Origin of the sequence: Parabacteroides gordonii MS-1 = DSM 23371 (assembly GCF_000969825.1) — a bacterium.
GTDB classification, from domain to species: domain Bacteria; phylum Bacteroidota; class Bacteroidia; order Bacteroidales; family Tannerellaceae; genus Parabacteroides; species Parabacteroides gordonii.
Window position 1 is genome coordinate 1,088,285 of record NZ_KQ033919.1, and the last position, 18,130, is coordinate 1,106,414.

The 18,130-nt window shown below is 42.9% G+C and carries 22 protein-coding genes and 5 tRNA genes; 8 read left to right on the forward strand and 19 right to left on the reverse strand.

Annotation, left to right across the window (positions count from 1 at the left end; all coding sequences use genetic code 11):
• Window positions 1-77: 77 nt before the first annotated feature.
• The 16 genes from rplL to mtnA all read right to left on the reverse strand — a co-directional run bounded on the left by rplL (window position 78) and on the right by mtnA (window position 7,547).
• On the reverse strand, window positions 78-455 hold the full coding sequence (rplL, locus tag HMPREF1536_RS04365; protein WP_028726931.1) for a 50S ribosomal protein L7/L12: 378 nt from the start codon (window positions 453-455) through the stop codon (window positions 78-80).
• A 44-nt stretch (window positions 456-499) separates the two neighbouring features.
• Entirely contained in the window at window positions 500-1,030 is a 531-nt protein-coding gene (rplJ, locus tag HMPREF1536_RS04370) for a 50S ribosomal protein L10 (RefSeq protein WP_028726930.1), read from the reverse strand.
• Between the two features lie 16 nt (window positions 1,031-1,046).
• Window positions 1,047-1,745 carry a 50S ribosomal protein L1 gene (gene rplA / locus HMPREF1536_RS04375; protein WP_028726929.1) on the reverse strand — a complete coding sequence of 233 codons (699 nt, stop codon included), beginning with the start codon at window positions 1,743-1,745 and terminating at the stop codon, window positions 1,047-1,049.
• A gap of 15 nt (window positions 1,746-1,760) precedes the next feature.
• Window positions 1,761-2,204 (reverse strand): 50S ribosomal protein L11, encoded by a 444-nt coding sequence (gene rplK, locus HMPREF1536_RS04380; protein WP_028726928.1) that lies wholly within the window; start codon window positions 2,202-2,204, stop codon window positions 1,761-1,763.
• A 63-nt stretch (window positions 2,205-2,267) separates the two neighbouring features.
• On the reverse strand, window positions 2,268-2,810 hold the full coding sequence (gene nusG / locus HMPREF1536_RS04385; protein ID WP_028726927.1) for a transcription termination/antitermination protein NusG: 543 nt from the start codon (window positions 2,808-2,810) through the stop codon (window positions 2,268-2,270).
• Window positions 2,811-2,822: 12 nt separating this feature from the next.
• A complete protein-coding gene (gene secE, locus HMPREF1536_RS04390; RefSeq protein ID WP_007654183.1) occupies window positions 2,823-3,017 on the reverse strand; it encodes a preprotein translocase subunit SecE in 195 nt (64 codons plus the stop codon).
• Between the two features lie 19 nt (window positions 3,018-3,036).
• Window positions 3,037-3,109: transfer RNA gene (locus tag HMPREF1536_RS04395), tRNA-Trp, on the reverse strand.
• 48 nt (window positions 3,110-3,157) lie between these two features.
• Window positions 3,158-4,345 carry an elongation factor Tu gene (gene tuf, locus HMPREF1536_RS04400; protein ID WP_028726926.1) on the reverse strand — a complete coding sequence of 396 codons (1,188 nt, stop codon included), beginning with the start codon at window positions 4,343-4,345 and terminating at the stop codon, window positions 3,158-3,160.
• A gap of 52 nt (window positions 4,346-4,397) precedes the next feature.
• Window positions 4,398-4,469: transfer RNA gene (locus HMPREF1536_RS04405), tRNA-Thr, on the reverse strand.
• A gap of 11 nt (window positions 4,470-4,480) precedes the next feature.
• A tRNA-Gly gene (locus tag HMPREF1536_RS04410) sits at window positions 4,481-4,553 on the reverse strand.
• A 51-nt stretch (window positions 4,554-4,604) separates the two neighbouring features.
• Window positions 4,605-4,687: transfer RNA gene (locus HMPREF1536_RS04415), tRNA-Tyr, on the reverse strand.
• 24 nt (window positions 4,688-4,711) lie between these two features.
• Window positions 4,712-4,785, reverse strand: a tRNA-Thr gene (locus HMPREF1536_RS04420).
• 98 nt (window positions 4,786-4,883) lie between these two features.
• Window positions 4,884-5,183 carry a ribosome hibernation-promoting factor, HPF/YfiA family gene (hpf, locus tag HMPREF1536_RS04425; RefSeq protein WP_028726925.1) on the reverse strand — a complete coding sequence of 100 codons (300 nt, stop codon included), beginning with the start codon at window positions 5,181-5,183 and terminating at the stop codon, window positions 4,884-4,886.
• Between the two features lie 2 nt (window positions 5,184-5,185).
• Entirely contained in the window at window positions 5,186-6,082 is an 897-nt protein-coding gene (locus tag HMPREF1536_RS04430; RefSeq protein ID WP_028726924.1) for a tyrosine-type recombinase/integrase, read from the reverse strand.
• 72 nt (window positions 6,083-6,154) lie between these two features.
• The gene (gene rpsU / locus HMPREF1536_RS04435; protein ID WP_028726923.1) at window positions 6,155-6,346 is read right to left on the reverse strand and encodes a 30S ribosomal protein S21; all 192 of its coding nucleotides are present in this window, start codon (window positions 6,344-6,346) and stop codon (window positions 6,155-6,157) included.
• A 145-nt stretch (window positions 6,347-6,491) separates the two neighbouring features.
• Window positions 6,492-7,547 carry an S-methyl-5-thioribose-1-phosphate isomerase gene (mtnA, locus tag HMPREF1536_RS04440; protein ID WP_028726922.1) on the reverse strand — a complete coding sequence of 352 codons (1,056 nt, stop codon included), beginning with the start codon at window positions 7,545-7,547 and terminating at the stop codon, window positions 6,492-6,494.
• A 456-nt stretch (window positions 7,548-8,003) separates the two neighbouring features.
• Between mtnA and HMPREF1536_RS04445 the strand changes: the two genes are divergently transcribed.
• The 7 genes from HMPREF1536_RS04445 to HMPREF1536_RS04475 all read left to right on the forward strand — a co-directional run bounded on the left by HMPREF1536_RS04445 (window position 8,004) and on the right by HMPREF1536_RS04475 (window position 15,214).
• On the forward strand, window positions 8,004-9,791 hold the full coding sequence (locus HMPREF1536_RS04445; protein WP_028726921.1) for an aminopeptidase P family protein: 1,788 nt from the start codon (window positions 8,004-8,006) through the stop codon (window positions 9,789-9,791).
• Between the two features lie 10 nt (window positions 9,792-9,801).
• Entirely contained in the window at window positions 9,802-10,326 is a 525-nt protein-coding gene (locus HMPREF1536_RS04450) for a gamma carbonic anhydrase family protein (protein ID WP_028726920.1), read from the forward strand.
• Window positions 10,327-11,481 (forward strand): serine hydrolase domain-containing protein, encoded by a 1,155-nt coding sequence (locus HMPREF1536_RS04455; RefSeq protein ID WP_028726919.1) that lies wholly within the window; start codon window positions 10,327-10,329, stop codon window positions 11,479-11,481.
• A 22-nt stretch (window positions 11,482-11,503) separates the two neighbouring features.
• Window positions 11,504-12,619, forward strand: coding sequence for a carbohydrate-binding family 9-like protein (locus tag HMPREF1536_RS04460; RefSeq protein ID WP_028726918.1), 1,116 nt, complete (start codon window positions 11,504-11,506; stop codon window positions 12,617-12,619).
• Window positions 12,620-12,692: 73 nt separating this feature from the next.
• The gene (locus HMPREF1536_RS04465; protein WP_028726917.1) at window positions 12,693-13,349 is read left to right on the forward strand and encodes an HAD-IA family hydrolase; all 657 of its coding nucleotides are present in this window, start codon (window positions 12,693-12,695) and stop codon (window positions 13,347-13,349) included.
• 34 nt (window positions 13,350-13,383) lie between these two features.
• Entirely contained in the window at window positions 13,384-13,947 is a 564-nt protein-coding gene (locus HMPREF1536_RS04470; RefSeq protein ID WP_028726916.1) for a Crp/Fnr family transcriptional regulator, read from the forward strand.
• A 112-nt stretch (window positions 13,948-14,059) separates the two neighbouring features.
• Window positions 14,060-15,214: an acyltransferase family protein gene (locus tag HMPREF1536_RS04475; RefSeq protein ID WP_028726915.1), complete on the forward strand. Its 1,155-nt coding sequence runs from the start codon at window positions 14,060-14,062 to the stop codon at window positions 15,212-15,214.
• 85 nt (window positions 15,215-15,299) lie between these two features.
• On the opposite strand, the gene HMPREF1536_RS04480 is transcribed toward HMPREF1536_RS04475, so the two are convergent.
• From HMPREF1536_RS04480 to HMPREF1536_RS04490, 3 genes are read right to left on the reverse strand one after another with little or no spacing between them, the layout of a single operon-like run.
• Window positions 15,300-15,602 (reverse strand): DUF3784 domain-containing protein, encoded by a 303-nt coding sequence (locus HMPREF1536_RS04480; protein ID WP_028726914.1) that lies wholly within the window; start codon window positions 15,600-15,602, stop codon window positions 15,300-15,302.
• Window positions 15,603-15,613: 11 nt separating this feature from the next.
• Window positions 15,614-16,201 carry a YIP1 family protein gene (locus HMPREF1536_RS04485; RefSeq protein WP_028726913.1) on the reverse strand — a complete coding sequence of 196 codons (588 nt, stop codon included), beginning with the start codon at window positions 16,199-16,201 and terminating at the stop codon, window positions 15,614-15,616.
• Window positions 16,198-16,482, reverse strand: a complete 285-nt coding sequence (locus tag HMPREF1536_RS04490) for a DUF2089 family protein (protein ID WP_028726912.1) — start codon at window positions 16,480-16,482, stop codon at window positions 16,198-16,200. Before HMPREF1536_RS04490 ends, HMPREF1536_RS04485 begins: the two co-directional genes overlap by 4 nt.
• 231 nt (window positions 16,483-16,713) lie before the next feature.
• Here HMPREF1536_RS04490 and HMPREF1536_RS04495 point away from each other — a divergent pair, with 231 nt between their 5' ends.
• The gene (locus tag HMPREF1536_RS04495; RefSeq protein ID WP_028726911.1) at window positions 16,714-18,114 is read left to right on the forward strand and encodes a C1 family peptidase; all 1,401 of its coding nucleotides are present in this window, start codon (window positions 16,714-16,716) and stop codon (window positions 18,112-18,114) included.
• Window positions 18,115-18,130 lie beyond the last annotated feature (16 nt).

An 18,130-nucleotide genomic window follows, 5' to 3' on the forward strand; every position in this document is an offset into this window, starting at 1 on the left:
ATTATAGACACAAAAAGGTTAAGAATCTCCTTAAGGGAGACTCTTAACCAAATCACCTGGCAACCAGGTTATAAATACTATTTAAGCTCAACTTCAGCTCCAGCTTCTTCCAAGCTCTTCTTTAATCCTTCAGCATCAGCTTTAGAAATACCTTCTTTGATTGCGCTAGGAGCACCATCAACTAAATCTTTAGCTTCTTTCAAGCCAAGACCAGTTAATTCTTTTACTGCCTTAACAACAGCCAATTTATTAGCACCAGCTGCTTTCAATACAACATCGAAAGAAGTCTTTTCTTCCTCTGCAGCAGCAGCGCCACCAGCAGCAGGACCAGCAACAGCAACAGCTGCAGCAGCAGGTTCAATACCATATTCTTCTTTAAGGATTGTAGCCAGTTCGCTAACTTCTTTTACGGTCAGGTTTACTAATTGTTCTGCAAAAGCTTTCAAATCTGCCATTTTTTTGTATATTTAAATGATTATTATCTGTGTAAATTAAAAAATTATCTTTCTTCCAAAGTCTTCAACAGACCGTGGATAGTTTGTCCTGATGACTGAAGAGCAGAAATAACGTTCTTCGCCGGAGATTGCAACAATGCAATAACGTCGCCGATAAGTTCTTTTTTGCTCTTGATATTTACAAGGGCTTCCAGGTTTTCAGCGCCAATGTAGAAGCTTTCCTGTACGTAGGCAGCTTTCAACACGGGTTTTGCAACTTCATCCTTTTTTGCACCTTTGGTAAATTCTTTGATCAGACGAGCAGGAGCGTTAGCTGCTTGTGAAAACATAACAGCTGTATTGCCTTTCAGAGCGATCTGCAGCGGTGAAAAATCACCTTCTACATTTTCCAGAGCCTTTTTAAGCAAATTGTTCTTAACAACAACCAACTTTACTTCCTGCTTGAAACATTCTCTTCTCAATTTGCTGGTTTTCTCAGCATCCAATGCTTCGATATCAGTCAAATAAAAGTTAGGATATTCCTTTACAGTTTCTGTAAGCTGGCTTATTACTATGCCTTTATCTTCCTTTTTCATTGTGCAATAATTTTAATTAGTTTTCTTCAACTGATTTCGGGTCGATTTTAATACCCGCGCTCATTGTACTAGAAAGATAAATGCTCTTTATATATGTACCTTTAGCAGCAGACGGTTTCAACTTCAAAAGAGTTGAAATAAATTCCTTCGCGTTATCACGAATCTGATCGGCATTGAAAGATACCTTTCCGATTGATGTATGAACGATACCGGTTTTGTCTACCTTAAAGTCGATCTTACCCTGCTTAACTTCCTTCACTGCGTTTCCGATTTCATTGGTAACCGTACCGCTTTTAGGGTTAGGCATCAAACCACGAGGGCCTAATACTCTACCCAGAGCACCGATTTTACCCATGATAGAAGGCATAGTGATGATCACGTCAATATCAGTCCAACCACCTTTAATTTTGTCTATATACTCATCCAAGCCGACATAGTCAGCTCCAGCAGCAGTTGCTTCAGCTTCCTTGTCCGGTGTACATAATGCGAGAACCCTAACTTGTTTACCAGTTCCGTGAGGCAATGAAACAACGCCTCTAACCATTTGATTGGCCTTACGGGGGTCAACACCTAAACGAACATCCACATCTACAGATGCATCGAACTTAGAAGTAGTAATTTCTTTTACTAATGCTGATGCTTCCTTTAATGTATATGCTTTCCCAGCTTCAATCTTGCCCAAAGCCAACTTTTGATTTTTTGTCAGTTTACTCATTTCAATTGAAGTTTATTAATTATTACCCGGGAATGTCCCTTTAACAGTGATACCCATACTTCTGGCTGTTCCGGCAACCATTCTCATGGCAGCTTCAACAGTAAAGCAGTTCAAGTCGACAATTTTGTCTTCTGCGATAGTTTTTACCTGATCCCAAGAGATTTCAGCAATCTTCTTACGATTCGGCTCTGCAGAACCACTCTTCTGTTTAGATGCTTCCAGCAATTGGATAGCAACAGGAGGGGTTTTAACGACAAAGTCGAAAGACTTATCGGCATAGTAAGTAATTACCACAGGTAATATTTTACCAGCCTTGTCTTGGGTTCTGGCATTAAATTGCTTGCAAAACTCCATAATATTAATACCCTTAGAACCTAAAGCCGGTCCTACTGGGGGAGAAGGGTTTGCTGCTCCTCCTTTAATCTGCAATTTGATTTGTCCAGCAACTTCTTTAGCCATTTTTCTAAAATTTAGATATATAACATCAATAACAGAAAGAAAACACTTCTCGTAACAAAAGCGTTACTCCTTCTCAACTTGCATATAGCCCAACTCAAGCGGTGTTTTACGTCCGAAGACTTTTACCATCACTTTAAGTTTCTTTTTCTCGGCGTTGACTTCTTCGATCACACCCGTGAAACCGCTAAACGGTCCAAAAGTGATTTTCACACTCTCGCCAACATAAAATTGGATATCCAGTTCTTCCTGTTGATCCTGCAGTTCGTCGACCGTACCTAAAATACGGCTTACTTCAGAAGGACGCAACGGAACCGGGTTATCAGACCCGCCCAAAAATCCGATTACATTGGGAATGTTTCTCAATCGATGAGCGACTTCTCCGACCAATGCTGCCTCTACTAATACATAACCCGGTAAGTAAGCTCTTTCTTTCATCACTTTCTTACCATTACGCACCGTAAAAGTCTTCTCCGTAGGTATCAGAACCTGATTGACATATTCACTCAGATCTGTGTTCTTCAACTCAGCCTCGAGATATTCTCTGACTTTATTCTCCTTACCACTGATGGCACGCAGAACATAAAATTTCTTTTGGATATCAGACATATCTAAAACTGATTAAAAGATTTTCTCGTAGAAGAAACGCATTACGCTTTCGAAGCCTAAGTCTACAACAAAGATTACTGCTGCAATTATAAGGGAAGCAAACATAACAACCACAGCACTATTGGAAAGCTCTGTTCTAGTAGGCCAAGAAACTTTATAAACAAGTTCGTTATAAGATTCCTTAATATAAGTAATTATCTTTTTCATCGAATCTATAGATTTTTAGCACGGAAGGAGAGGCTCGAACTCCCGACACCTGGTTTTGGAGACCAGTGCTCTACCAACTGAGCTACTTCCGTAAAATAGCCAGTCTCATAATAAGACTGGCTATAAGTATTGTCTTAATATTAGTCGATCAATTCTGTAATCTGACCAGCACCTACAGTACGTCCACCTTCGCGGATAGCGAAACGAAGACCTACGTTACAAGCTACCGGGTAGATCAGTTCAACGTCGATTGTTACGTTATCACCAGGCATAACCATTTCAGTTCCTTCCGGAAGAGTAATTTCACCTGTTACGTCCAATGTACGGATATAGAACTGAGGACGGTATTTGTTGTGGAACGGAGTGTGACGACCACCTTCTTCTTTCTTCAGGATATAAACCTCAGCCTTGAAGTGAGAGTGTTCTTTCACTTTACCCGGGTGGCAAATAACCATACCACGTTTGATTTCGTTCTTGTCGATACCACGCAACAACAGACCTACGTTGTCACCAGCTTCACCCTGATCCAACAGTTTGCGGAACATTTCCACACCTGTTACAACAGACTTCTTACCGTCAGCACCCAGACCGATGATCTGAACTTCTTCACCAACCTTAACGATACCTGCTTCGATACGACCTGTAGCAACAGTACCACGACCAGTGATAGAGAACACGTCTTCAACCGGCATCAAGAAAGGTTTATCTACATCACGCGGAGGCAGCGGAATCCAAGTGTCAACAGCTTCCATCAACTCCATGATCTTATCTTCCCAAACAGGGTCACCGTTCAAACCACCTAAAGCAGAACCACGAATTACAGGAGTGTTGTCACCGTCGAACTGATAGAATGAAAGAAGTTCTCTCATTTCCATTTCAACCAATTCCAACATTTCTTCGTCGTCAACCATGTCACATTTGTTCATGAATACAACCAGTCTCGGTACGTTTACCTGACGAGCCAAAAGGATGTGTTCACGAGTCTGAGGCATAGGACCATCAGTTGCAGCAACTACGATGATAGCACCGTCCATCTGAGCAGCACCAGTTACCATGTTCTTTACGTAGTCGGCGTGACCCGGACAGTCTACGTGAGCATAGTGACGATTTGCAGTCTGATACTCTACGTGAGAAGTGTTAATTGTAATACCTCTTTCTTTTTCTTCAGGAGCGTTGTCGATAGAATCGAATGAACGCAGTTCTGAAAGACCTTTCTTTGCCAATACTGTTGTGATAGCAGCTGTCAAAGTTGTTTTACCGTGGTCAACGTGACCAATCGTACCAATGTTCACATGTGGTTTCGATCTGTCAAATTTCTCTTTTGCCATAACTTAATTGTTCTTTATTTGATTAATGATCATGTTCTAAATTCATCATTTGAGCCGGTGCCGAGACTTGAACTCGGGACCTCTTCCTTACCAAGGAAGTGCTCTACCGCTGAGCTACACAGGCGAAATAAAAAGAGCGGAAGACGGGGCTCAAACCCGCGACCCTCAGCTTGGAAGGCTAATGCTCTATCAACTGAGCTACTTCCGCAATTTTAATTCTTTCACGAACCAATTCTCGTTTTGAATTGTTTCTTAGTAGTGGGCAGTGATGGATTCGAACCACCGAAGTCGAAAGACAGCTGAGTTACAGTCAGCCCCATTTGGCCACTCTGGTAACTGCCCAATATGTCAAAAACTTTTCTTTTGAGCCTCTTGTCGGATTCGAACCAACGACCCCGAGATTACAAATCACGTGCTCTGGCCAACTGAGCTAAAGAGGCGAACCTTCTTTTCTAAAAGAAGCCGTTTCGTCGGGTAGGCGAAACGGCTGCAAATTTAGATATTATTTCTTACATACCAAATTTATCTACCGTTTTTTTTATTTGGCTCTGATTTTTTCCTTGAATTTAACTAATTGTTTTTCCAATGCTTCGACACATTCGTCGATAGACGCCTCGAAAGTATCATTCACTTTCTCTGCAAAACAATCTCCATTCTTTATTATAAGACGCACAGCGGCTTCTTTATTCTTTGCTGATTCGGGTTTTGTAACCTTCAGCGTAACCTCTGCTAATATTATGCCGTCGAAGTATTGCTCCAACTTACTAACTTTCTTCTGAATAAACGCTTCTAACTGAGCTGTTGCGTCAAAATGGATTGCTTGAATTCTAATGTCCATAATTAACCTCCTTCTTTTTTCGCTCTTGGATGAGCATGATACACTTTTTTTAATTCCTCAAAGGTTGTATGTGTGTAAACGCTGGTTGAAGCCAAACTGCTGTGTCCGAGTATCTCTTTCACCGCATTCAACTCTGCTCCATTATTCAACATACTTGTTGCAAACGAATGTCTCAATACATGAGGGCTACGCTTCGCCAATGTTGGGATTTCCGACAATTTATCCTTTACAATAGTATAAACGATACCTGCCGATAATTGTTCCCCGTTTTTTCTTACAAAAAACCATCCGCTCTCCGAACCAACTTCACGATTTCGAACTTCAGTGTATGCTTGTATTAAGTTTTTTAATCCTTCTGCAAATGGGATCAACCGTTGCTTATTACGCTTTCCTGTTACCCGTATCTGCATCGATTCGCAGTCTACATCGGAATCTTGCATTCCTATCAACTCCGAACGGCGGATACCTGTATCGTAAAGCATCTCAAGCATCAGACGATTCCTTACACCTTCAAAATCCTCACCAAATCCATCACCGTCCAGCAAAAACTCCATTTCCTTGTCTTTTATAAAATAAGGTAACGGTTTCTTTGTTTTCGGCCCGGTTATTAACCTTAATGGATTAACAGAGATGCTTCCCTGCTTCATAAGGAATTTAAAAAAAGACTTCAAAGAACTTAATTTCCGGTTGACCGACACTGGAGAAAGCTTTTCGTCCATTAAAACGACTACCCAATTTCTCACTAAATCCGTATCGACATCCACCGGATCAAATATGCCTTCCTTATACTTTTTTACATAATCTTCAAACTGGCGCAAATCTTTTGAATAAGCTCCTATCGTATAATTGGAGTAGTTCCTCTCATACCGAAGATAATCTAAAAACGAATCTATCAACATATCTGCGTTGCATCAACTTTTATGCAACGAAAATAGGAATAAGAATTCAATAAAACAAGTTTGGTAAGATATTTATTCTTCGATCTGCTGCAATTGCTGAACGTAAACAGCACGCATGTTCTGTTTTCTCTTGGCAACAGAAGGTTTGATGAACGCCTGACGGCTTCTCAATTCCTTTACAACTCCTGTTTTTTCGAACTTTCTTTTAAACTTTTTCAGCGCTTTTTCGATGTTTTCGCCTTCTTTCAATGGAACTACGATCATAATTTAATTTATTATATTGTTTTTAATTACATCCTCAAAATGGGCAGCAAAATTACTGATTCTTTCGTTATTAGCAAAACTTTCCGACAATAATTCGTATTTTTTCTTTTTCTATGAATGCTTTAACAGTCAGAAGCTCTGCCTTCTAGTCACTAAGGCTATCCGTAAATGGGGGATAGGCCACTCCTTTTTCCGTAATAATCGCAGTTATCAACTCATGAGGTGTAACATCGAAAGCCGGATTGAAAATCTTAACATCCCGGGGAGCCATCCGGTGAGCATACCACATTTCCGACACTTCCTCCGGAGCTCGTTCTTCTATTACAATAGACTTTCCGTCAGGACATTGCTTATCAATCGTAGAGGTCGGTCCCAGCACATAAAACGGGATACCGTAATGACGGGCCAGAATAGCAACGCCGGATGTTCCGATCTTATTGGCTACGTCACCGTTCATAGCCACCCGGTCGCAACCGACTATCACAGCCTGTACCCACCCTTTCTGCATAACGGAAGAAGCCATATTATCGCAGATCAGCGTAACATCCACTCCGGAACGCTGAAGTTCGTAAGCCGTAAGACGGGCTCCCTGCAGCAAAGGACGTGTTTCGTCGGCGAAAACCCTAAAGTTATACCCCCGCTCCTGCCCCAGATAAACCGGAGCCAAAGCCGTTCCATACTCGGAGACGGCCAAATGACCGGCATTACAATGCGTCAGAAGCCCCATACCCGGTTTCAATAAAGCCAAACAGTTCTCTCCTATCCGACGGCATGCCGCAGCATCTTCCTCCCGGATAGCCACAGACTCATCATGCAACAGCCGGACTAGTGCCGGAATATCTTCCTGACGGTTATCCAACACGACTTTCTCCATCCGGTTCAACGCAGCCACCAGATTAACAGCCGTCGGCCGGGAAGAAGCCAGATAATCTTTTATCCGTTTAAATTCCTGGTAAAAGTCGTCAAAGCCAGCCGCCCCGATCTGTTTGCTGCAAACATAAATGCCATAGGCCGCTGCCACCCCGATAGCAGGAGCACCGCGAACTTTCAGTTTGTAAATAGCATCCCAGATATCTTCCGCATTGGAAAGGGACAAATAAACCTCTTTCTCCGGTAGTTGGGTCTGATCCAAAAGAACTACGGAGTCAGCATCCTCACTAAGACGGACTGTTTTTAAATCTGTAATATTACTTTTACTCATTCTCTCTTTATATTCACTCATTCCTACAAAGATCGGAAAAATTCGATATAACACAATTTTTTATCCCTAAAACAACGTTACTCCCTTAGTTGTCCCGCCCTCCCGGCACTACTAAGACAAAACGCCAGCACAACGAGCCCGGCAAGCTGAGACTATTGTGCCAATTATTTATTATAAAAGACCATTCACTAATTTTTCAAAATCAAAATTCCTTTTATGTCTTTATATATATATTCTTATTATATTAAGAGAGCGTCAGTGAGATCGTCAGTAGATCGTCAGCGAGTGCTCAATAAACCGAAAGCAAACATCTATATATCAACCAAATACAGCCACAAACAATCGTCCGAAGATCGTCAGTGAGATCGTCAGGGGAATTTACCTACTTTAATACGCCCTTCTTTCCCAATAATTTATTAACTTTGCCAATAGTAACGTTGACTAAATAGTAATGCGATGAAAACAAATATCCCTGAACGTATTGCCGCCCTGAGGGAGGTAATGAAAGAAAAAAAGATCGATGCTTATATCATTCCCAGTTCCGATCCTCATCTGAGTGAATATCCGGCCGACCGCTGGAAGTCACGCGGCTGGATATCCGGTTTCGACGGATCGGCCGGTACAGTGGTGATTACGGCTGATAAAGCAGGTTTGTGGACTGACTCCCGTTATTTCCTGCAAGCCGGCATACAACTGGAAGGATCCGGTATCGAATTATATAAACTGGCATTGCCGGAAACTCCGACCATTCCGGAATTCCTGCTCCATGAATTGCAAAGCGGACAAACAGTCGGCACAGACGGACTGACCTATAGTGTTGCCGAAGCCGCTAAACTTGAAAAAGCACTGAGACGGAAAGAGATCAGGCTGGAGACAGCTTACGACCTGATAGACCTGATCTGGAAAGACAGGCCGGCTGTTCCCGGTAACCCCTTGTTTGAAATGCCGGTTGAACTGAGCGGTAAGGCCGTCCACGAAAAACTGGATGAGATAAACAACCACCTGCGTAAAGAAGGTGCTGATTGCGGAATACTGGCAGCTCTCGATGAAGTGGCCTGGACATTCAATATCCGTGGCACGGACGTCACTTACAACCCGGTTGTTATCAGTTATGCCTTTATCTCCGAAGATGAAAGCGTTCTTTTCATCGACCCGAAAAAGATAACGGCGGAAGCTTCTGAGAATCTGAAAAAGGAAGGTGTCGTGCTGGCCGATTACACAATGATACAAAAGTATCTTTCCCGTCTCCCGGAAAACAGTCGTGTATTTATCGATCCGGCCAAAACGAACATTTCCCTTTACAATGCCCTGCCGAAAGGATGCACGATCATCGAAGGCATCACTCCGGCAAACCATCTGAAAAGTATCAAGAACGAAACAGAGATAAAAGGATTCCGTAATGCTACCGTGAAAGACGGTATCGCATTGACCCGTTTCTACATTTGGCTGGAAAAGAAACTGGCTGCCGGTGAAAAAGTGACAGAACTGGATGCTTCCGCCCGCCTGACAGCCTTGCGTGCCGAGCAACCGCAGTATATCATGGACAGCTTCGAGTCGATCACCGGATATGCCGGACACGGTGCGATCGTTCACTATGCTCCTACTCCCGAAACCGACGTGGAACTGAAACCGGAAAGCCTGCTCCTGATGGACTCGGGCGCACAATACCTGGACGGGACGACGGACATTACCCGTACCGTCGCACTGGGTGAACCGACCGAACAGATGAAAAAAGATTTCACCCGCACGCTAAAAGGCATGATCGGAATTGCCAAATGCAAATTCCCGGCCGGCATTCGTGGTTGCCTGCTCGATGTTCTTGCCCGTAAAGCGTTATGGGATGCAGGTATCAACTATCTTCACGGCACCTGCCACGGTATAGGACACTGCCTGAATGTACATGAAGGCCCGCAAAGTATCCGTATGGAAGAAAATCCTGTTCCGTTGAAACCGGGTATGGTGATGAGCGACGAACCGGCCATGTATCGTACCGGTGAGTACGGCATCCGTACAGAAAATATGATCCTGATCCGCGAAGACAGCGAAACAGAATATGGTAAGTTCTATGGTTTCGACACCCTGACTTTATGCTATATCGATACCAAATTGATCATGGTACCGATGTTGTCGGTTAGGGAACGTGCCTGGATAAATAAATATCACCAGATGGTGTACGACTTGTTAAGCCCGCATCTGAACGAAGAAGAAAAAGCCTGGTTGAAAGAAAAAACAGCAGAAATTTAAAACAAAAACAATGGCAATAATAAGATCAGTAAGAGGCTTTACCCCTAAGATCGGTAAAGACACATTTTTAGCAGACAACGCCGCTATTATCGGCGATGTTGAAATCGGAGAGGGTTGCAGTATCTGGTTCGGTACGGTTTTACGTGGTGACGTAAACTCGATCCGTATCGGTAACGGAGTGAATATCCAGGATGGTTCCGTACTGCATACATTGTATGAGAAATCGACGATAGAGATCGGCGACGATGTTTCGGTAGGACATAACGTAACGATTCACGGAGCCAAGATTTGTAACGGCGCCCTGATCGGAATGGGTTCTGTAGTACTCGACCATGCCGTGATCGGTGAAGGGGCTATCGTTGCCGCCGGTTCGGTAGTATTGAGCAAAACGATTGTCGAACCGGGTAGCATTTACGCCGGCGTACCTGCCAAGTTCGTCAAGAAGGTAGATCCCGAACAGGCCAAAGAGATCAATCAGAAAATTGCTAAAAACTACCACATGTATTCAAGTTGGTATAAAGAAGAAACAGAATAAATGAAAAAAGCAGGATGGGCAATACTTTTGATAGTATGCTGTATCGGAGGCTATCTGGTATTGCCCTCCAACTATTATCTGCGCCGTGCCCTTACGCATTTACTTCCCAAGATCGACCAGTATCCGATATTTGAGAACCGGACGGTAAAGGCCGGTGATCCGCAGCCCTGGATACAATCGGAGGCATACAATACTGTTTCCATCCCGGAAAAGTATCTGCCGGTTTTCGAGCAACTGGGAACGGTTGCTTACGTTATTATCAAAGACAGTACGTTGCTTTTTGAACAATATTGGGAAGATTACTCTCCGGAGTCTCACAGCAACTCCTTCTCGATGGCAAAAAGTATTGTCTCGTTGGCAATAGGAGCAGCCATTGACGATGGTTTCATAAAAGATGTCGACCAACCGGTCAGCGACTTCTTCCCGGAGTTCCAGGGATACAACGGGAAACTTCTAACTCTCCGCCATCTGCTTACGATGAGTGCGGGAGTGGACTTTGACGAAGCCTATTCCTCCCCCTTCTCTCCTACTACAAAATTGTATTACGGCGATGATTTGCAACAGATTGCATTCGGCATGAAAGAAATCGAGGAACCGGGAGTCAACTTTATCTACCAGAGTGGTGTGACACAGCTACTGGCTTTTATCGTTGAAAAGGCGACCGGGGAAAATATCAGTTCCTATGTTTCACGCAAGTTCTGGACTCCGATGAATGCGGAAGAAGACGCTCTCTGGAGTCTGGATAAAAAAGACGGTATCGAAAAAGCTTATTGTTGCTTCAATAGCAATGCCCGCGATTTTGCCCGTTTCGGACAGCTGATCCTGAACGAGGGCGACTGGAACGGCAGGCAGCTTATCTCCTCTTCTTACCTGAAGGAAGCAACGACTCCCGATACCAGTTTACTGTTCAAAGAATATAATGAGACGAACCACTGTTACGGGTTCCAGTTCTGGCACCTCACATACAACGGCATGGAAATACCCTATATGCGTGGTATCCTCGGACAATACATCTTCATCATCCCCGACCTCAATGCCGTTGTCGTACGACTCGGTCACAAACGCAGCGAAACACGCTCCGACCAACATTATCCGGATGATATAGATACCTGGCTGGGAGCGGCTGTCGAAATGATTCAAAATAAATCAGAATAAACACTCTAAATTAAATCAACAAATGAAGAAAACAGTCTTTACTGCACCTGTCGCAGCATTATTACTCCTTTCTTGTGCACAAGCACCACAAGATAAAGGGAAAGAGATTACTTACACGCCACAGGCGCCTTACAATCCGCCGACTTATGTGTGTTACAAAACCCCGTCTCCTATCAAAATAGATGGAAAGCTGTCGCCGGAAGAATGGGATGCCATTCCCTGGACAAACGACTTTGTGGATATCGAAGGCGACAAACGTCCTAAACCGCTTTTGCAGACACGGGCAAAAATGACTTACGACGACAATGGTATGTACTTTGCCGTCCTGATGGAAGAACCCCATGTATGGGCTACGATCAAAGAACATGATGCCGTTATCTATCACGATAACGATTTCGAAATATTCCTCAACCCGACAAACGACACACACAATTACCTGGAATATGAAGTAAACGCACTGGGTACGGAGTGGGATTTATATCTGACTAAACCGTACCGTGACAATCCACAGGTACTGAACAACTGGGAGTTTGCAGGGATGAAATCAGCTGTTTATGTAGACGGTACATTGAATAATCCGAAAGATACCGACAAATCATGGAGCGTGGAAGTATTCATTCCGTGGTCTTCCATCTATCAGGTAGCCAGAGGAAAGGATAAACCTACTGCCGGTGAACATATCCGTACAAACTTCTCCCGCGTGGAATGGACAACAGATGTACAGGATGGAAAATACGTGAAAGTGCCCATCAAAGGGGAAGACAAGATACGCGAATACAACTGGGTATGGGCCCCGACAGGTGTAATCAACATCCACATGCCTGAGTACTGGGGATTTGTACAAATCTCGGATAAAGTAGCCGGTACAGGAGAAACTCCGTTCGTGAAAGATCCGAACGATGAGATCAAATGGCTTCTTCGCAATTTGTATTATCGTCAGAATGAATATGCAGCTACATTCGGAGGATATGCCCCTTCTGTGGCGGCCCTCAAACCGGAAGAGCTCTGCCCGGCTGAACAGGCTAAGCAAATCCAGCTTTTCCAGACTCCTTCCATGTATGAAATAACAGCACCGGGAACAGACGGGAACACATGGCATATCCGTCAGGATGGATTAGTTTGGGCGACAAAGAAATAAATAATAATAGAAAATATGAACCTATATGACCGCTCCTATCAGGCTTGTCATATAGGTTCACATCTGTCAATAAATGAAACAATATAAATATCTCCTTTTAGATCTTGACGGAACAATCACCGACTCAGAAACAGGGATTACCCGTTGTGTCGAATATGCGTTAAATCACTTTGGCATTCAGGTTGATGATTTACGTGAATTATCACCATTCATCGGCCCTCCTTTATTGGATTCATTCAAAGACTTCTACAATTTTACAGACGAGCAAGCCGCCATTGCCGTTGAAAAATACAGGGAAAGATATGAGAAGAAAGGAATCCTGGAAAACAAGCTATATCCGGGGATCGGCGAATTCCTGGCAGAAGCCCGGCTAAAGGATAAAATAGTAATACTGGCGACCTCCAAACCTGAAATATTCGCCAAACGTATCCTGGACTATTTCGAATTAAGCAATTACTTCTCTTTTGTGGCCGGAAGCGGTCTGGACGGTTCCCTGCACACCAAAACAGATGTGATCGACTACATATTACAATCGAACAAGATCATAGACTTGAGTTCAGTCGTTATGATTGGCGACAGGAAGCACGATATTATCGGGGCAAAGAACGTTGGCATAGACTCCATCGGCGTTTTATATGGCTTCGGAGATTATAAAGAATTATCAGAAGCCGGAGCAGACTACATTGTTGAAGATATTCCGGCACTCCGTAAACTGCTATTGGAGAAGTAAATGTAAGTAATGGAAAATAATTAAGGATTTACTTATGATCAATATTATAAACAAGATAAACTCATCGTATCCAATTTCTGATGAAACCATACGGACACTGAAAGAAAATGTAACCTTATGCCATTTCCCCAAAAAACACCAGCTGATCAAAGCTAATATGTTTTGCAAATCAGCTTATTTCATAGAAAAAGGAATGACCCGCTCTTTCTGGTTGGTAAACGGAGAAGAAATAACAACCTCTTTCTCCGATGAAGGTGGAATTGTTTTCAGCATGGATGAATTATATTATAATAAGCCCAGTGAAGAATTTGTAGAGACACTTGAAGATGTTATTGCATATAGAATATCACTGACTGATTTACTCCGGTTATTTCAAACCAATATTGAATTAGCTAATTGGGGAAGGGTTATTCATCAAAACGAATACAGACGTTTACACCGTTCCCACAAAGAACACCTTACCTTGTCTGCAAAAGAAAGGTACGAGGAGTTTAAGCAACAATTTCCGGAAGTGTGCCAGCGGGCACAATTAGGATATATTGCCTCTTATCTGGGGATCACATTGTCTACACTCAGCCGCCTCAGAGCTCAGAAATAATCTTCACCTGCAAAATTTGACATAAGACAAATTTTAAGACGCATAAGTTTTATAATTTTGGCACTTCATAAGTAACAGCAAACAATAATAATCTAAATAACAAATTCTTATCATGCAAAACATTTCTTCCGCTGCATTTACAGACACTAAACCTCATTACGACCTTCTCGACGGATTAAGAGGGGTGGCAGCCCTTTTAGTCGTATGGTACCATGTGTACGAAGGCTACGCTTTTGCCGGAGGCAGCGATACGATCGGAGGTATCAATCATGGCTATCTGGCCGTGGATTTCTTCTTTATCCTATCCGGCTTCGTTATCGGCTACGCTTACGACGACCGCTGGGCAAAAAGTTTAACCCTGAAAGATTTCTTTAAACGCCGTTTGATCCGTCTCCATCCGATGGTTATCATGGGAGCGGTTCTGGGTCTTATCACTTTCCTCATTCAAGGCAGTGTAAAATGGGACGGAACACATGTAGCCATCTCCACAGTCATGTTGTCCCTGCTTTGTTCCCTGTTTTTCATTCCGGCTATACCGGGGGCCAGTTATGACGTCAGAGGTAATGGCGAAATGTTTCCGCTGAACGGCCCCAGTTGGTCTTTATTCTTCGAGTACATCGGTAATATTCTTTACGCTTTGTTTATTCGCCGTTTGTCTACCAAAGCATTAACGGTAGTAGTCTTTTTGATGGGAGCGGCACTGGCTGCGTTTGCCTCCTTTAATGTTTCCGGATATGGGAATATCGGAGTGGGCTGGACATTGGACGGCGTGAATTTTGTAGGCGGATTATTGCGAATGCTTTTCCCCTTCTCTATGGGTATGCTTTTATCCCGCAACTTTAAGCCTATAAAGATAAGAGGTGCTTTCTGGATTTGTTCGATTATATTACTGGGATTATTTTCCGTACCCTACCTGGAAGGAACTGATCCCATTTGCATAAACGGACTTTACGAGTCGTTTTGTATCATTATCGTTTTCCCAATCCTCATTTGGTTAGGAGCATCGGGAACTACAACGGATATAAAGTCTACGAAGATTTGTAAATTTTTAGGGGATATCTCTTTCCCGCTTTATATCATACATTATCCTTTTATGTACCTGTTCTATGCCTGGTTGATCGACAAACAACTTTTCACTCTTGGAGAAACCTGGCAGATGGTCTTAGGTGTTCTTGCCTTAAATATAGTAGTCGCCTATCTATGCCTGAAACTATATGACGAACCGGTGAGAAAATGGCTGAGCAAGAAGTTCCTGGCTAAGAAATAAGGATTACTATACATTAATAATATAATGCAGGCACGGATTACGTAAATAATTCTTTATATAAGAATAGTGATCCGTGCCTAAATTATTATTTACGATATTTACGGGAGTTTGCTTTTACAACTATAATAACAGACCCAATCATAACAAGCAAAAGATTAAACAAGCCATTAAACGCCCACAACTCATACTTTGTCATGAAAAAAGCTCCTATGATCTGACAAAGTCCCATGCACAAAAAACATTTACATGCCATACGACCAACGGCATTCATATCAGTTTTCCGCTGCCGTTCTTTTGTCATAACATTAAGCATTCTCGGATATTTAACAACTATCAAACCCGTGACAATCAAAATGATCCCAACTATATAATTATCTAAAAGATCCATGCCTATAAATATTAATAACACAAACCGATCAGATAGCGACAAAGAATATCCCCGCCAAACACAGCCACACAATAAAGAATGCCTAACGGATATCCTTTCAGATTACAGGAAACTTTTAACGCTTTGAACATCCAGACCAATACCCACACCAGAAATATCACTCCGATCAGCGACAACCATACACCAGCCAGAAAGCCGGGTTGAGCCAAAAGTTCAGTCGGTGGTACATTCATATCCACTTTGGTCATATTTTGTATAGGGGGCAACATATTAAACAAGTTCATAAAAATAAAAGGCAATTGGGCAAAAGCGACAGTCCCCAACACATCAATCACCCTTATCCGTGAACGTGACAAGATCAGTCCGCCCAGATAAAACAGCAAAGCCGGAACGAGCCAGACAACCAAATGCTCGATAGCATAACACCACCAAGCCGGATTAGGAGCCGGGCCAAAATGTAACAGTCCGTGATAATGCCAGCCGGAAAGATAACAGATAACGGTAGAAACGACCATTCCTAAAAGTCCCCACCCTAATGCCTGAAAACCGGCAATCCGCTCAAACGGATTAATCAGAAAATTCATCCATTGTTTTTTCATAATGATTCAATCTTATTTAGTTTATCTATCAGATCATCCAATACATTCCTGACAGTCGGATAACTTACCCCCATATTCTTAGCCATATCTTTCAGGCTACCGCTGGATTTAATAAAGTCAATCACAAAAAGCTGTTCCTTCTCCGTCAGCTTTGCCAGAACGGGAAGTTCAAAACTTCCACAGACTTCCGTATCACATTGCTCACAAAACAATCTGCCCACTTTTAGCGGAGAGTCGCAGGCAGGACATTGCAAGGGTAATCTTCTCTTTTGCTCATTCATTATATTTATCTTTTACGCAACAAATATAACAACATATTTAATATTATCAATATACAAATAAATATTATTCATTACATACTTAACTTTATCACACAAACAGAATAAACCTCTCTCCGATCTCCTTCAACACAAATAATGACAACATATCTGTTTACTATACATGATTTTGAATGATTACCGCCAACTTTTCTTATATTTGCAAATAAACTTAATACATAAACGAACTATATCATGAAACGAAACAACCTATGGATGACAGCCCTGGCATTGGGGATCACATTGTCCGCCTATGGCCAACAGCCCGACGGAGGTATTTCAACAGAGATGTTGCAACAGATCAAACAGTCTTACAAAGGGACTGCGGCGGATAAGGCTATACACAATGCGATCAGCAATAACGACATCAACAAGTTAGCTGTCAATGCTGAAAGTAAAAACAACTTTGATACTTACTTCTCCAATAAAGTAAACAGCAAAGGCATCACCAACCAGAGATCATCCGGACGTTGCTGGTTATTTACCGGGTTGAATGTATTCCGTGCACAGGCTATAGCCAAATACAACATGGGAGATTTCCAGTTTTCACAAAACTACTCCTTCTTCTGGGATCAATTGGAAAAAGCCAACCTGTTCCTGCAAGGTATCATCGACACACGCGAAAAGCCGATGGACGACAAGATGGTTGAATGGTTATTCAAAAACCCGCTTAGCGATGGCGGACAGTTCACGGGAATATCCGACATCCTGGGAAAATATGGTGTAGTTCCTGCTGATGTAATGGTGGAAACCAATAGTAGCGAAAGCACAGGAAGAATGGCAAACCTAATCGGCCTCAAATTAAAAGAGTTCGGTTTGCAACTACGTGACCAGTCAGCCAAAGGAACCAAGCCAGCCGCTTTGGAAAAGAACAAAACGGAAATGCTGGGTACTATTTACCGCATGCTGGTACTCAACCTGGGTGAACCGCCTACGAAATTTACCTGGACACGAAAAGATGCACAAGGCAATCCGGTTGAAACCAAAGAATATACTCCCCAGTCATTCTTCGACGAATACATAGGCAAAGACCTGACAAACAATTATGTCATGCTGATGAACGACCCGAGCCGCGAATACTATAAACTGTATGAGATAGATTTCGACCGTCATCGTTACGACGGAAAGAACTGGACATACGTAAACCTTCCGATCGAAGATATCAAAGAAATGGCCATCGCCTCTATCAAGGACAGCACTATGATGTATTTCTCCTGCGATGTCGGCAAATTCTTCGACCGCGAACGTGGCTTGCTGGATGTCAACTATTATGATTATGGTTCATTGATGGGCACTACATTCGGCATGGACAAGAAACAGCGTATCCAGACTTTCGCCAGCGGTTCTTCGCACGCAATGACATTAATGGCTGTCGACCTCGATGCTAACGGTAAGCCTAAGAAATGGATGGTAGAAAACAGTTGGGGGCCGGGAGCCAATAACGGACACCTGATCATGACAGACGAATGGTTCAACGAATATATGTTCCGCCTGGTGGTTGACAAGAAGTTCATAACAGATAAAGTAAAAGATGTTCTCAAACAAACACCGACCCGCCTGCCAGCTTGGGATCCGATGTTCCAGAACGAAGAATAATCTTATATATACCCGA

Coding starts and splice junctions, on each gene's coding strand:
- rplL (WP_028726931.1), bottom strand. CDS start 455: ATGGCAGATTTGAAAGCTTTTGCAGAACAATTAGTAAACCTGACCGTA.
- rplJ (WP_028726930.1), bottom strand. CDS start 1,030: ATGAAAAAGGAAGATAAAGGCATAGTAATAAGCCAGCTTACAGAAACT.
- rplA (WP_028726929.1), bottom strand. CDS start 1,745: ATGAGTAAACTGACAAAAAATCAAAAGTTGGCTTTGGGCAAGATTGAA.
- rplK (WP_028726928.1), bottom strand. CDS start 2,204: ATGGCTAAAGAAGTTGCTGGACAAATCAAATTGCAGATTAAAGGAGGA.
- nusG (WP_028726927.1), bottom strand. CDS start 2,810: ATGTCTGATATCCAAAAGAAATTTTATGTTCTGCGTGCCATCAGTGGT.
- secE (WP_007654183.1), bottom strand. CDS start 3,017: ATGAAAAAGATAATTACTTATATTAAGGAATCTTATAACGAACTTGTT.
- tuf (WP_028726926.1), bottom strand. CDS start 4,345: ATGGCAAAAGAGAAATTTGACAGATCGAAACCACATGTGAACATTGGT.
- hpf (WP_028726925.1), bottom strand. CDS start 5,183: ATGGACATTAGAATTCAAGCAATCCATTTTGACGCAACAGCTCAGTTA.
- HMPREF1536_RS04430 (WP_028726924.1), bottom strand. CDS start 6,082: ATGTTGATAGATTCGTTTTTAGATTATCTTCGGTATGAGAGGAACTAC.
- rpsU (WP_028726923.1), bottom strand. CDS start 6,346: ATGATCGTAGTTCCATTGAAAGAAGGCGAAAACATCGAAAAAGCGCTG.
- mtnA (WP_028726922.1), bottom strand. CDS start 7,547: ATGAGTAAAAGTAATATTACAGATTTAAAAACAGTCCGTCTTAGTGAG.
- HMPREF1536_RS04445 (WP_028726921.1), top strand. CDS start 8,004: ATGAAAACAAATATCCCTGAACGTATTGCCGCCCTGAGGGAGGTAATG.
- HMPREF1536_RS04450 (WP_028726920.1), top strand. CDS start 9,802: ATGGCAATAATAAGATCAGTAAGAGGCTTTACCCCTAAGATCGGTAAA.
- HMPREF1536_RS04455 (WP_028726919.1), top strand. CDS start 10,327: ATGAAAAAAGCAGGATGGGCAATACTTTTGATAGTATGCTGTATCGGA.
- HMPREF1536_RS04460 (WP_028726918.1), top strand. CDS start 11,504: ATGAAGAAAACAGTCTTTACTGCACCTGTCGCAGCATTATTACTCCTT.
- HMPREF1536_RS04465 (WP_028726917.1), top strand. CDS start 12,693: ATGAAACAATATAAATATCTCCTTTTAGATCTTGACGGAACAATCACC.
- HMPREF1536_RS04470 (WP_028726916.1), top strand. CDS start 13,384: ATGATCAATATTATAAACAAGATAAACTCATCGTATCCAATTTCTGAT.
- HMPREF1536_RS04475 (WP_028726915.1), top strand. CDS start 14,060: ATGCAAAACATTTCTTCCGCTGCATTTACAGACACTAAACCTCATTAC.
- HMPREF1536_RS04480 (WP_028726914.1), bottom strand. CDS start 15,602: ATGGATCTTTTAGATAATTATATAGTTGGGATCATTTTGATTGTCACG.
- HMPREF1536_RS04485 (WP_028726913.1), bottom strand. CDS start 16,201: ATGAAAAAACAATGGATGAATTTTCTGATTAATCCGTTTGAGCGGATT.
- HMPREF1536_RS04490 (WP_028726912.1), bottom strand. CDS start 16,482: ATGAATGAGCAAAAGAGAAGATTACCCTTGCAATGTCCTGCCTGCGAC.
- HMPREF1536_RS04495 (WP_028726911.1), top strand. CDS start 16,714: ATGAAACGAAACAACCTATGGATGACAGCCCTGGCATTGGGGATCACA.